Here is a 12728-nt window from a genome sequence, read left to right on the forward strand (position 1 = left end):
GGCCGGCATCGCGTATGATGAGGAGGTTGCGTGCGTCCGCGCGCGCGACGACCGCTGCCCGGAACCGCCGGGTCGCGGGAGAGAGGGAGCCGCGAGGCCCCCGCTCGAGAGAGGAAAAGGATATGGCACCCAAGAAGAAGGTGACCGGCCTGATCAAGCTCCAGATCAAGGCGGGTGCGGCCAACCCCGCGCCCCCGATCGGTCCGGCGCTCGGTCAGCACGGCGTCAACATCATGGAGTTCTGCAAGGCGTACAACGCGGCGACCGAAGCCCAGCGCGGCAACGTCATCCCCGTCGAGATCACCGTCTACGAGGACCGCAGCTTCACGTTCATCCTGAAGACGCCCCCCGCCGCAGAGCTCATCAAGAAGGCCGCCGGCCTCGCGAAGGGTTCGCCCACCCCGCACACCACCAAGGTCGGCAAGCTGACCAAGGAGCAGGTCCGCGAGATCGCCACCACGAAGCAGCCCGACCTGAACGCGAACGACATCGAGGCCGCCTCGAAGATCATCGCCGGCACCGCCCGTTCCATGGGCATCACGGTCGAGGACTGAGGGAGATAACAATGGCTACCAAGTCCAAGGCATTCCGCGCCGCTGCTGAGAAGATCGCGGCCGACACGTTCTACACTCCCGCCGAGGCCGTCGCCCTGGCGAAGGAGACCGGCTCGAAGAAGTTCGACTCGACCGTCGAGGTCGCGCTGAAGCTCTCGGTCGACCCCCGCAAGGCCGACCAGATGGTCCGCGGCACGGTCATCCTGCCCCACGGCACGGGTAAGACCGCGCGCGTCATCGTCTTCGCCAACGGTCCCGCGGCCGAGGCGGCCCTGGCCGCCGGTGCCGACGAGGTCGGCGGCGCCGAGCTCATCGAGAAGGTCGCCGGCGGGTACACCTCGTTCGACGCCGCCGTCGCCACGCCCGAGCTCATGGGCCAGGTCGGTCGCCTCGGTAAGGTCCTCGGACCCCGCGGCCTCATGCCGAACCCCAAGACCGGCACCGTGACCCCCAACCCGGCCAAGGCCGTCGAGGAGATCAAGGGCGGAAAGATCGAGTTCCGCGTCGACAAGCACGCGAACGTGCACTTCGTCGTCGGCAAGGCGTCGTTCTCGGCCGAGCAGCTCGACGAGAACCTCAAGGCCGCGCTCGAGGAGATCGTCCGCCTCAAGCCGTCCAGCTCGAAGGGCCGCTACATCCAGAAGGGCGCCGTGTCGACCACCTTCGGTCCCGGCATCCCGCTGGACGTCAACGCCATCGTCTGACGTTCGTCACCGAAAGCCCCGCCGCGCCCCGTGCCGGCGGGGCTTTCGCGTTCCCGGGCGCGGTGTCGACGGCCCACCCCCCCTGCACGGACGTGCAACACAGCGTCATGCGGGAAGACCATCACGCCCGGTTGTGTTGTGCTGGAGGGTCGCGCTTCGCGATCCGACCCCCGATCTCACATGTCTGGAACAGCTATGCCCCGTCGTCGTCTGACCGTCCTCGCCGCCACCCTGGGCCTGAGTGCCCTCGCGCTGACCGCCTGCAGCGGCGGTGCGACCTCTTCGGCCGACCCCGCGGCCGGTGCCGACTACGGACTGGTCTCGGGCGGCACCCTCACCGTCGCCACCGAGGGCACCTACCGCCCGTTCTCGTACCACGAGGGCGCGGGCGACCTCACCGGCTTCGACGTCGAGATCGCGAAGGCCGTCGCCGACAAGCTCGGCCTCGAGGTGAAGTTCCAGGAGACGCAGTGGGACGCGATCTTCGCGGGCCTGGATGCCGGTCGCTTCGACGTCATCGCGAACCAGGTGTCGATCAACCCCGAGCGGCAAGAGAAGTACACCTTCAGCGCGCCCTACACCGTCTCGCGCGGTGTCATCGTGACCCCCGAGGACGACAGCTCGATCTCGAGCTTCGCCGACCTGTCGGGCAAGACCACGGCCCAGTCGCTCACCAGCAACTGGTACGAGCTCGCCACCTCCAGCGGCGCTCAGGTCGAGGCCGTCGAGGGCTGGGCGCAGGCCGTCGCGCTGCTCAAGCAGGGTCGCGTGGATGCCACCGTCAACGACCAGCTCACCTACCTCGACTACGAGAAGACGAACAGCCCGACGGGCCTGAAGATCGCCGCCGAGACCGAGGACACCTCCGAGAGCGCCTTCGCGTTCAAGAAGGGCCAGGACAAGCTGGCCGAGGCCGTCGACGGCGCCCTCGAAGAGCTGCGCGCGGACGGGACGCTGACCCAGATCAGCGAGAAGTACTTCGGCGCCGACGTCACCCAGTAAGCGTCCCGCTGTAAACCCCGCGGATCATCCGCCTCGCACCCCCTAGCGTGAGAGGCGGATGATCCGCTCCCGCGTGCGCGTGTTCGTCCGTCAGGCAAGAGGAGGCCCATGAACGACCTGTGGACGCTGCTGCTGGATTCGTTCTGGCCGATGGTCCTCGCCGGCATCACGGGCACGATCCCGCTGTCGCTGGCATCCTTCGCCATCGGCCTGGTGATCGCCCTGCTGATGGCGCTGCTGCGACTGTCGCCCAACGTCGTGCTGTCGGGGTTCGCCCGTTTCTACATCTCGATCATCCGCGGCACGCCGCTGCTCGTGCAGCTCTTCGTGATCTTCTACGGTCTGCCCGCGGTGGGTCTGACGATCGATCCGTTCCCCGCCGCGATCATCGCCTTCTCGCTGAACGTGGGCGGGTACGCGGCCGAGGTCATCCGCGCGGCGATCCTCTCGGTTCCGCGGGGACAGTGGGAGGCCGCGCACACCGTCGGCCTCTCGCGCGGCAAGACCCTCTCGCGGATCATCCTTCCGCAGGCCGCTCGGGTGTCGGTGCCGCCGCTGTCGAACACCTTCATCTCGCTCGTCAAGGACAGTTCGCTGGCATCCCTGATCCTCGTGTCCGAGCTGTTCCGTCAGGCGCAGAACATCGCGGCCTTCTCGTACGAGTTCATGGCCGTCTACCTCGAGGCGGCGTTGATCTACTGGTTGTTCTGCCTCGTGCTGTCGTTCGCCCAGAACGCCCTGGAGAAGAGGTTGGACCGCCATGTCGCCCACTGACCCCACCGCCCCCCTGCTCGCCGCCCACGGCCTCGAGAAGAGCTTCGGCGCCAATCGCGTGCTCGACGGCGTCGACCTCGAGGTGCGCCGCGGCGATGTGCTCGTCCTGATCGGCCCCTCGGGCTCGGGCAAGACCACCGTGCTGCGCTGTCTGAACGGGCTCGAGACGCCCGACGCCGGGGTGGTCTCGTTCGACGGCGGTCCGCGCGTGGACTTCGCGCAGAAGGTGTCGAAGGCCGATCGCACGGCCCTGCGGGACCGCTCGGCGATGGTGTTCCAGCACCACAACCTGTTCCCGCACCTGACGGTCCTGCAGAACGTCATCGAGGGGCCGGTGCAGGCGCACGGGGTGCCGAGGGCGGAGGCCGTGGCCCGGGCCGAGCGCCTGCTGGCCCGCGTGGGTCTCGCCGAGAAGCGCGACGCCTACCCCTCGGAGCTGTCGGGCGGGCAGCAGCAGCGCGTCGGCATCGTCCGCGCCCTGGCGCTCGAGCCGCAGCTGCTGCTCTTCGATGAGCCGACGAGCGCCCTCGACCCCGAGCTGGTGGGCGAGGTGCTGACGGTCCTGCGCGAACTCGCGAACGAGGGCTGGACCATGGTCATCGTCACGCACGAGCTCGGTTTCGCCCGGCAGGTCGCCGACGAGGTCCTCTTCTTCGACGGCGGGGTGATCGTCGAGCGCGGCGCTCCCGCGCAGCTGTTCACCGCGCCGCAGAAGGAGCGCACGCGCCGGTTCCTCGATCGTCTGCTGCGTCCCCTCGACGGTCCCGACCCCGCCTGAGCGCCGTGGACCGCCTGACCGATCTGCTCGGCGTCGACGCCCCCATCGTGCTCGGCCCGTTCGGTGGGCTGTCGTCGGTGGCTCTCACCGCCGCGGTCAGCGACGGGGGAGGACTCGGCTCCTTCGGCCTCTACGGCTACGCGCCGCCGCGCATCCACGACACGATCGCTGCGCTCCGGGCCGCGACGGATCGTCCGATCGCGGTGAACCTGTGGATGCCGCGCGGCGACGAGGTCACCCCCGACACCGTCGACGCGACGGCGGCCCTGGACGCCGCCGAGCCGCTCTTCCGCCGCGCGGGCATCGCCCGGCCCGCCCTTCCCGCGGCGTTCCTGCCGGCCGTCGACGAGCAGCTGGACGCCGTCCTGGCGGCGAAGCCCGACGTGCTGAGCGTGGTGTTCGGGGTCCCGGATGCCGAGACCCTCGCCCGCGCGCGACAGCACGGCATCCGCGTCATCGGCACCGCCACCTCGGTCGCCGAGGCCGTCGCGCTCGACGCGGCCGGGGTCGACGCGATCGTCGCGACGGGCATGGAGGCCGGTGGTCACCGCGTGTCGTTCCTGCGCGATGCGGCGGCGTCGCTCGTCGGGACGTTCGCGCTCGTGCCCCAGGTGGTCGACGCCGTCGGCGTCCCCGTGATCGCCGCGGGAGGCATCGCCGACCGCCGCGGCGTCGCCGCCGCCTTCGCGCTCGGGGCGGCGGGCGTGCAGGTGGGCACCGCGTTCCTGCGGACGAGGCAGTCCGCGGCCACGGCCGCCCATCGCGCCGCGATCGCGAGTGCGGCGGACACCGACACCGTCCTGACCCGGGCGATGAGCGGCAGGCTGGCGCGCGGCATCCCGAACACCGCCGTCCACGAGCTCGAGGCGGCGGGCGAGATCGCGCCGTTCCCGGCGCAGAACTGGCTCACCGGGGTGTTCCGTCAGGCCGCGGCCGCATCCGGCGACCGTGAACTCCTGTCGCTCTGGGCCGGACAGGCCGCGGGGCTCACGCGTTTCGACGACGCCGCCGACGTGCTCGCCGAACTGCGGGCAGGGGTGCCCGCCTAGGCGGTCGGTCGGATCTCGAAGCCGGTCGAGATCTCGGACGCCTCGTCGAGCACGTCGACGTCGTCCACCTGCGCCGCGGGAGGGCCGTCGTGCGCCCAGGCGATGACGTCCTCGACGGCGTCGGCGTCGCCCGCGAGGCGGGCTTCGACCCGGCCGTCGCGCCGGTTGCGCACCCACCCGGCGACTCTCCGCCTCGACGCCTCCTGCTGCAGCGCGTAGCGGTAGCCCACGCCCTGGACACGGCCGCTCACCGTGATCGTCACCGTTCTCATCACTCCATCATGCGTGCTCCGGCGGACGTCAGTGCGGCAGCACCAGCGACACGGCGAGGACGAGCATGACGACCGCGATCACGGCATCCACGATCCGCCACGCGCGCGGGGTGTCGAGCCAGCGTCCGAGGTAGCGCGCCCCGTAGCCGAGGGCGGTGAACCACACGACGCTCGCCAGACACGCGCCCAGCGCGAACCCCCACCGCCCCTCGCCATGGGTGGACGCGACGGATCCGAGCAGGAACACCGTGTCGAGGTAGACGTGCGGGTTGAGCCACGTGAGGGCCAGGCAGGTCGCCACGGTCGCCGCCAGGCCGGTCCGGGTGCGCACCGCGACGGCGCCCGCCGCGGGGGAGGGGGAGTCCGCGTCGACGTGCAGGGTCCGGCCGTTCGGCCGCAGGGCTCGACGCGCCGCGAGCAGCGCGTAGCCGAGCAGGAACGCGGCGCCCGCCCCGCGCACCGCGACGAGCAGCCACGGCACGGCCTGCAGCGCCAGGCCGACGCCCGAGACCCCGAGCAGGATGAGCACCGCGTCCGAGATCGCGCACACGGCCACGACGGCGAGGACGTGCTCGCGTCGGATGCCCTGGCGCAGCACGAACAGGTTCTGAGCGCCGATGGCGACGATGAGCGAAAAGCCGAGTCCGAGACCGGCGAGGACGGAGGGAAGCACGATGACGACGATAGGCGGGCGCTTATCCGAAGGACAGCTCAGGATTCTGCAGCAGCATTAGCATCGCTTCATGTCGATCCCGCTGGATCTCGCCCGCACCCTCGCCATGGTGGTGGAGGAGGGGACCCTGGATGCCGCCGCCCGCCGCCTGCACGTCAGCCCGTCCGCGGTGAGCCAGCGGATCCGTGCGCTCGAGGATCAGCTCGGGCGGGTGCTGCTCGTCCGCTCCAAGCCCGTCCGAGCCACCGAAGCCGGGGACGCGGTCGTGCGTCTCGCGCGCCAGCTCGCGCTGCTCGAGCACGACGCCCTCGCCGCGATCGGCGCGGAGGGCGGTGCCGTGGCATCCCTTCCACTCGCCGTGAACGCCGACTCGCTCGCGACCTGGTTCCTGCCGCCGCTGGCGCGCGTCGCCGCCCGGCGCGCGGTCGTCTTCGACCTGCACCGCGACGACCAGGACTTCACGGCCGGCCTGCTGGAGTCGGGCACCGTCATGGCGGCGGTGACCTCGCGCGAGACGCCGGTGGCGGGATGCCGCGTCAGCCGGCTCGGCATCCTGCGCTACGAGGCGGTCGCCACCGCCGCCTTCGCCGCCCGCTGGTTCGCGCGCGGCGCGGACGCCGAGGCACTCGCGGACGCCCCGCTCGTCGACTTCGACCGTCGCGACGACCTGCAGACCCGCTGGCTCATGCGGCGCGGTGTCTCGGCCGCGGCGCCGCCGCGGCACCGCGTGCCCGCCTCGCAGGACTTCGCCACCGCGATCGAGCTCGGCCTGGGGTGGGGGCTGCTCCCCGGCTTCCAATCCGAGCGGGGCCTCGCCGACGGATCCCTCGTGCGGCTCGCCGCGGACCCGGTCGACGTGCCCCTGTTCTGGCAACGGTGGAACCTCACCTCGCCGCTCCTGGACGAGGTGGCCGACGAGGTCGTCGACGAGGGGCGCCGCCGCCTCGCGGCCTGATCAGTCGTCGCTGACGTGCAGGACGATCTTGCCGCGCGTGTGGCCCCGCTCCAGCTCGGTGTGCGCGGCGGCGGCGTCTGCCAGGTCGAACACGCGATCGACGTACACTCGCACCGCGCCGGAGTCGAGCAGTCGCGCGATCGTCGCGAGGGCGCCGCCGTCGGGGATCGTCTTGTAATCGGTGGAACGGATGCCGCGCGCCGCGGCGGCCTCGCGGAACCCGGGCCACGCGCCGGTCGGCACCTCGATGAGCAGCCCGCCGGGCTTGATCACATCGAGTGAGCGGGTGCCGGTGTCGTCCGCCACGTTGCCGACCAGATCGACGACGACGTCAACGGGCTCGACGACGTCCTCGAAGCGCTCCGACGTGTAGTCGACCACCTGCGCCGCGCCGAGCTCGGACAGCCAGTCCAGGGTGCGTCCCGAGCCGGTCGCGATCACGTGGGCGCCGAAGTACGTGGCGAACTGCACCGCGAAGTGGCCCACGCCGCCCCCGCCGGCATGGACGAGGATGCGTTGACCCTGGTGGGCGAGGGCCGTCTCGACGATGACGCCCCACGCCGTCAGCGCGGCGACCGGGACGCCCGCGGCCTCGACGTGCGACAGCGACGAGGGCTTGCGCGCGAGCGAGAGGGTGGGCACGACGGCGTACTCGGCGTACGCCCCGGGCGTGCGGGGGACCGCGGCCATGCCGTACACCTCAGTGCCCACCGGGAACGGGTGCGCGTCGAAGGGCGTGCGCACGACCACGCCGCTCACGTCCAGGCCCAGGACGCACGGGCTCTGCTCGATCGCCGCCGACAGTCCACGGCCCGCTCGCGTCTTGGCGTCGATGGGGTTCACTCCCGCGGCGACCACCCGCACGAGCACTTCGCTCAGCACGGGCGTCGGCACGGGCACCTCCGCGGTGCGCAGCACCTCGGTCGAGCCGGGATCGTCGAACACGACGGCCCGCATCGAGTCGGGCACCGCCGGAGCGGGAAGAAGGGCTGTCTCGGGACGCGTCGATCGGAATCTCATCGTGCGCTCTCTCTCGCCGGGGCCGCCACGCGGCGACTCCGCCGCGCGTGATCCCAGCTAAGCGCGCCATTGTCTCGGCGGTGTTTCGGCTCCGTCACCGTGGCGCGAAGCCCGATCCGTGGGTGCCGCAGCCCCGGCGCCGCTCAGTCGCGCGCGGGCACTTCGCCGACCGCGAGCGCGTGCAGGAGCGTCGAGAGGTGGCGGATGTCGTCGATCGACCAGTCGGCGATGGCCTCGAACAGACGGCTCTCGTGCGGGGCCCGGGCCTCGGCGAGACGTGCGTGGCCGAGCTCGGTCACGGCGATGAGCCGTGAGCGGCCGTCGTTGGGGTCGGGCGTCCGGGTCACGAGACCGAGGTCCTCGAGCTCGCTGATCCCGCGGCTCAGGAAGCCCTTGTCGGCGGCCAGGCGCTCGGCCAGCGCCGAGAGCGTCAGCGGACCGAAGCGGCTGACGACCGACAGCGCCTTGAAGGTCGCGGGGAGCATGCCGGGACTGACCCGTTCCGCCGCCTCCGAGACGAAGCGGCGGAACACGGTCATGAGCTCCGAGAACGACGATTCCAGGGCCTGCACGGCCTCACGGCGGTCATCGTCCACGTCGCTCATCACGTCAGACATCTTCTCCCATCCCGGCGTCGCGGTGTGCACGGCGCGGGGATCCGGCATCCGGGGTCCGTACCGTGCCGGTCGCCGAGAGGGTGGCCATGGCCTCGGGGACCGACACCGTGGCGAGGTCGGCCTCGCTGGCGGCCACGCGCTCGCTCGTGGTCATGCGGGTGAGCGGACGGTTGGGCAGGAACAGGATCGCGATGAGACTGACGACCGCGACGGGAACCGCGATGAGGAACGAGTGCGCGATGGACTGTGCGTAGATGTCCTCGACGATCACGCGCACGCTCTCAGGCAGCATCGACACCTGCGGGATCGTGCCCGACTGCAGGCTCTCGGCGACAGCGGCGCCACCGGCGCCGAGGCCCATGATGGCCGTGCGCAGATCATCGGCGCGATCGGTGAACAGGCTCGTGGCCATGCTCGCCAGCGCCGCACCCATGACCGAGACGCCGATGGTGCCGCCGAGGCTCCGGAAGAACGTCACGCCCGAACTCGCCGCACCCATCTGGGCGGGGTTCGCGGTGTTCTGCACCACGAGGACGAGGTTCTGCATCGTCATTCCGACGCCGGCGCCCAGCAGAGCCATGTAGAGCGAGACGAGGGCGAAGTCGGTGTCGTAGTGGATGGTCGACAGCAGGAAGGACCCCGCGATCAGCAGCACCCCGCCGACGATGAGGAACGGCTTCCACCGACCGAAGCGCGAGATGAGTGCGCCCACGACGATCGACGACACCAGCAGTCCGCCGATCATCGGGATCGTCATGACGCCGGCCTCGGTGGGCGTGGCGCCGCGGGCCATCTGCATGTACTGGCTGAGGAAGACCGAGGTGCCGAACATCGCCAGGCCCGTCGCGATCGACGCGATCGTGGCGAGGGTGAAGGTGGCGTCGCGGAAGAGGGTGAGCGGCACGAGCGGCTCGGACGAGCGCAGCTCGACCACGACGAACAGCACCGCGGCGACGACGGCGCCGCCGACCATCACCAGGGTCTCGACGCTCGCCCAGTCGAAGGTCTTACCGGCATTGGTGACCCAGATGAGCAGCAGCGAGACGGCCGCCGACAGCAGCACGATGCCGAGGTAGTCGATCTTGACCGCGCGCTTGGCTCGCGCGGGCAGGTGCAGGGTGCGCTGCTGGATGAGCAGGGCGGCGACGGCGAAGGGCAGGGCGACGAAGAAGTTCCAGCGCCAGCCGAACGCGTCGGTGATGACCCCGCCGAGCAGAGGGCCGCCCACGGTGGCGACGGCCATCACGGCGCCGAACAGGCCCATGTAGCGACCGCGCTCGCGAGGGCTGATGATGTCGGCCATGATCACCTGGCTGAGGGCGGCGAGACCGCCCGCGCCCATACCCTGTACGGCGCGGAACGCGATGAGCATCTCGGTGTTCTGCGAGAAGCCCGCGGCCGCGGTGGCGAGGACGAAGACCGCGATGGCGATCTGGATCAGCACCTTGCGATCGAACAGGTCCGCGAGCTTGCCCCAGATCGGGGTCGAGATGGCGGTGGTGAGCAGGGTCGCGGTGATGACCCAGGTGTAGGCGTTCTGGTCGCCCGACAGGTCGTGCACGATGACGGGCAGCGACGTCGAGACGACGGTCGAGGCGAGCATCGACACGAAGGTGCCGAGCAGCAGCCCGATGAGGGCCGGGAGCACGCGCCGCGGGGCGGCGGTCTCGGAGGAAGCGGTGGTCATGCGGAACTCCACGGAGAAGAAGGATGCCGCGACGACGATGGCGCGATTAGTTGACTGATGTCAACGATACGCCTCTTACTTGACTTGCGTCAACCATTAATCGAGCAGAGCGAGCGCGCGATACCTCTCCGAGGGTTCGTGTCGAGCCGGTGCCGGGCGACGCGCCTCCATGGTGCGCCGGTACAACTCGTCGATCAGCGAGGTCGCCAGGCCCACGAGCTTGGCGATCTCGCGCTCGTCGCGGTCGATCCACTGACACCGCGGCTCGTCGTGCAGGGGGACGAATCCGTCGTGCTGCTCCCAGGCGACGAGGGTGCGCTCGGCGCCGAGCACGTGCTGCTGCCACCAGATCTGCCGCATGTACGTCTTGGGGATGGACCGCCACGCCTTGTTGGTCGTCTTGATCTCGGCGAGCACGATGCGTCCCTCGCCGTCGACGACGACACCGTCGGGGGTCGCTAGATGACGCTTCTCGACGACCGCGTGGTACAGCGCGGAAGAGGGGCGGATGCCGTGCGTCGCGGCCACCCAGGCGGCGATCTCGGGCTCGCGGCGGCGTCCGTGCGCGGTGTAGGCGTTACCCGAGAAGCTCGAGCCCATCAGCTTCGCGTCCGCGGCCCGGGCGATCGCGTTCGCGCTGGTGAGGGCCGCGACGTCGGTCGCAGTGATGCCGCGCGAACGAGCGCGGATCCAGGCGACGCGGTCGCGGGAGTCGGCCACGATCCGGGCGTCGAGGTCGGCGCTGCGCGACGCGACGAGCTCGGGGGACATGCGTTCGACCCTAACCCCGCGACGCTCGGGAGTGCCTGCGAGGCGCGGCGCGTCGGCATCCGGGGTCTTGTCATCCAGGTAAGGGTGCCCTAAATTCGACCCATGGCCCTCGACCCCCGCGTGCTGCGCCGCCCCGACGGCGGCCTGTGGAGCGAGCTCGAGGGGGCCGTGCTGCTCGGTGGAGACGCGCGCAACGTGCCCGAGATGCAGCGGATCGCGGCAGCCCTGTCTCCCGCTGCACACCTGACCGTCATCGTCGAGATCTGCGGGTCCGCGCAGCTCGGCGTGATCGACGCGGGCGAGGGCCGCGTGAGCTGGCTCGACCGGACGCTCGACGGCGAGCTGCGCCCCCGCGGCGAGCGACTGGCGCAGGCGATCCACGCCTGGTGCGCCGAGTGGGCGTGCGGCGACGACGCCGTGTGCACGGTGTGGCTGGGGGCGCGCACCCCCGCGCGCATCGTGCGGATGACCCGCGCCCTGCTGCCCGAGCCGCGCGTTTCGTGAGGCGAGGCGGCGTCCGTGACGTGTCCTCTCGGGGCTCAGGCTGACGACGCTCGCCCAGATCACGTGATGTGGGCGAGCGCACACGCAACGGTCTGTGGCGCGGTCGAGGTCACGTGATCTGGTTGCCCACCGCCGGCACGTCGGGGCGCCACGCCGCGTGACCTGCGCCGACGGGCCGCAAGGGGGAGGGGCTCCTCCCCAGAGGCCCGGAGGCTGCCGGAGGCCACGGAATCATAAATCGACGAGCCGGTCGCCGAGGGAAACAGGCAGGGTCGATGGATGCCGAACGACCTCACGATCCAAGGCGCTCGACGCGCACTTCACACGCGTTCGCAGCTCGTCGAGCGCGATGTCGCATCGGGCGAGCTGAGACGGGCGAACGGGTCAGGAGCGCTCGTGCGTCTGCAACGTGACTCCTACGTCTCACGGACGCCTTTCGCCGAGCTCCTGCCGTCGGCGCAACACCGGATGCGAGTCGTTGCGGCCGTGGAGCAGATGCGCGGCGGGTCGGCGATCGTCTCTCATCTGTCTGCTGCAGTGCTGCACGGTCTGCCTCTCTACCGCTTCGTGGAGCAACCGATCCAGGTGACGTTGGCGGGAGGTCGCCGAGCATCGAGCAGGCCCGGCTTGCAGCGTCACCAGGGCAGGCTCGCGGATGACGACATCGTCGACGTCGACGGCATTCTGTGCACGTCGTTGCAGCGCACCGTCTTCGACGTGGCTCGCACCGGGCCGTTCGAGACGGCGCTCGCGTGCGCCGACGGGGCCCTGCGGAGAGTGTGCGTCGACGGTCGCGCCTTCGACCCGGTCGCGCAAGAGGAGTGGCGCGACCGGATGTCCGAGCGAACGCGGTGTGCGCCGGGTGCCCGCGGCATCGTCCAGGCTCGGCGCGTGATCGCTTTCGCCGACGGTCGAGCGGAGTCCGTCGGTGAGAGTGTGAGTCGGGTGCAATTCGTTCGGCTGGGCTACACCGTCGAGCCTCAGATGGCAGTAGCGGGGCCGCGAGGGAGTCTGTATTACGCCGATATCGCGCTGCCGAACGAACAGGTCTTCTGGGAGTTCGACGGCGCGGGGAAGTACAGCGACCCGAAGATGCGAGGCGGGATGTCCGCCGATGACGTCCTGCTGAAGGTGAAGCGTCGCGAAGACTGGATTCGCGCGGTGACGGGTTGGAAAGTCTGTCGGGGTGGCTTTCTCGACATCGCCACGCCGGAAGCTCTGGCTGCGCGCCTCGCGGCGTTCGGGGTCGAGCCGGCCCGGTGAGTGGGCGACGCTCGTCCGGCCATCCGCGCGCGAGATCACGTGGCATGGTCGAAGGCACGCGGAAATTCGTGTGATCTCGCCGACGTGACGTGATCTGGGCGCGGG

Annotated in this window: 15 protein-coding genes; 9 read left to right on the forward strand and 6 right to left on the reverse strand. The window is 70.6% G+C overall.

Going from position 1 to position 12728, the window contains the following annotated elements; translation table 11 throughout:
- The first annotated feature begins 122 nt into the window (after positions 1-122).
- The 6 genes from rplK (at position 123) to DBR36_RS11175 (ending at position 4861) form a co-directional block, all read left to right on the forward strand.
- Positions 123-554 carry a 50S ribosomal protein L11 gene (gene rplK / locus DBR36_RS11150; RefSeq protein ID WP_058232721.1) on the forward strand — a complete coding sequence of 144 codons (432 nt, stop codon included), beginning with the start codon at positions 123-125 and terminating at the stop codon, positions 552-554.
- 11 nt (positions 555-565) lie between these two features.
- The gene (rplA, locus tag DBR36_RS11155; protein ID WP_108319386.1) at positions 566-1258 is read left to right on the forward strand and encodes a 50S ribosomal protein L1; all 693 of its coding nucleotides are present in this window, start codon (positions 566-568) and stop codon (positions 1256-1258) included.
- A gap of 195 nt (positions 1259-1453) precedes the next feature.
- Complete coding sequence (locus DBR36_RS11160) at positions 1454-2260, forward strand: amino acid ABC transporter substrate-binding protein (protein ID WP_108319388.1); 807 nt, start codon at positions 1454-1456, stop codon at positions 2258-2260.
- Positions 2261-2368: 108 nt separating this feature from the next.
- Entirely contained in the window at positions 2369-3034 is a 666-nt protein-coding gene (locus DBR36_RS11165) for an amino acid ABC transporter permease (RefSeq protein ID WP_108319390.1), read from the forward strand.
- Complete coding sequence (locus DBR36_RS11170; RefSeq protein WP_108319392.1) at positions 3021-3812, forward strand: amino acid ABC transporter ATP-binding protein; 792 nt, start codon at positions 3021-3023, stop codon at positions 3810-3812. Before DBR36_RS11165 ends, DBR36_RS11170 begins: the two co-directional genes overlap by 14 nt.
- Positions 3813-3826: 14 nt before the next feature.
- The gene (locus tag DBR36_RS11175; RefSeq protein ID WP_108319410.1) at positions 3827-4861 is read left to right on the forward strand and encodes a nitronate monooxygenase family protein; all 1035 of its coding nucleotides are present in this window, start codon (positions 3827-3829) and stop codon (positions 4859-4861) included.
- Here the strand turns inward: DBR36_RS11175 and DBR36_RS11180 are convergent.
- Both DBR36_RS11180 and DBR36_RS11185 read right to left on the reverse strand, forming a co-directional pair.
- Positions 4858-5133, reverse strand: a complete 276-nt coding sequence (locus tag DBR36_RS11180; RefSeq protein ID WP_108319394.1) for an acylphosphatase — start codon at positions 5131-5133, stop codon at positions 4858-4860. The two genes, DBR36_RS11175 and DBR36_RS11180, sit on opposite strands and share 4 nt — an antisense overlap.
- Positions 5134-5161: 28 nt before the next feature.
- On the reverse strand, positions 5162-5806 hold the full coding sequence (locus tag DBR36_RS11185; protein ID WP_108319396.1) for a LysE/ArgO family amino acid transporter: 645 nt from the start codon (positions 5804-5806) through the stop codon (positions 5162-5164).
- Between the two features lie 70 nt (positions 5807-5876).
- Between DBR36_RS11185 and DBR36_RS11190 the strand changes: the two genes are divergently transcribed.
- Positions 5877-6761 carry an ArgP/LysG family DNA-binding transcriptional regulator gene (locus DBR36_RS11190; RefSeq protein WP_108319398.1) on the forward strand — a complete coding sequence of 295 codons (885 nt, stop codon included), beginning with the start codon at positions 5877-5879 and terminating at the stop codon, positions 6759-6761.
- Here the strand turns inward: DBR36_RS11190 and DBR36_RS11195 are convergent, their stop codons facing one another.
- From DBR36_RS11195 to DBR36_RS11210, 4 genes are all read right to left on the reverse strand, one after another.
- A complete protein-coding gene (locus DBR36_RS11195; RefSeq protein ID WP_108319400.1) occupies positions 6762-7781 on the reverse strand; it encodes an NADP-dependent oxidoreductase in 1020 nt (339 codons plus the stop codon).
- 143 nt (positions 7782-7924) lie between these two features.
- Complete coding sequence (locus DBR36_RS11200; RefSeq protein ID WP_165801155.1) at positions 7925-8386, reverse strand: MarR family winged helix-turn-helix transcriptional regulator; 462 nt, start codon at positions 8384-8386, stop codon at positions 7925-7927.
- 4 nt (positions 8387-8390) lie between these two features.
- On the reverse strand, positions 8391-10085 hold the full coding sequence (locus DBR36_RS11205) for an MDR family MFS transporter (protein ID WP_108319402.1): 1695 nt from the start codon (positions 10083-10085) through the stop codon (positions 8391-8393).
- Positions 10086-10181: 96 nt separating this feature from the next.
- The gene (locus DBR36_RS11210; RefSeq protein WP_108319404.1) at positions 10182-10856 is read right to left on the reverse strand and encodes a YqaJ viral recombinase family protein; all 675 of its coding nucleotides are present in this window, start codon (positions 10854-10856) and stop codon (positions 10182-10184) included.
- Between the two features lie 102 nt (positions 10857-10958).
- Between DBR36_RS11210 and DBR36_RS11215 the strand changes: the two genes are divergently transcribed.
- Positions 10959-11360: a hypothetical protein gene (locus DBR36_RS11215; RefSeq protein ID WP_108319406.1), complete on the forward strand. Its 402-nt coding sequence runs from the start codon at positions 10959-10961 to the stop codon at positions 11358-11360.
- A 279-nt stretch (positions 11361-11639) separates the two neighbouring features.
- Positions 11640-12623 carry a hypothetical protein gene (locus tag DBR36_RS11220; protein WP_146185330.1) on the forward strand — a complete coding sequence of 328 codons (984 nt, stop codon included), beginning with the start codon at positions 11640-11642 and terminating at the stop codon, positions 12621-12623.
- Positions 12624-12728: the final 105 nt, after the last annotated feature.

It is taken from the genome of Microbacterium sp. HMWF026 (genome assembly GCF_003061325.1).
GTDB classification, from domain to species: domain Bacteria; phylum Actinomycetota; class Actinomycetes; order Actinomycetales; family Microbacteriaceae; genus Microbacterium; species Microbacterium testaceum_E.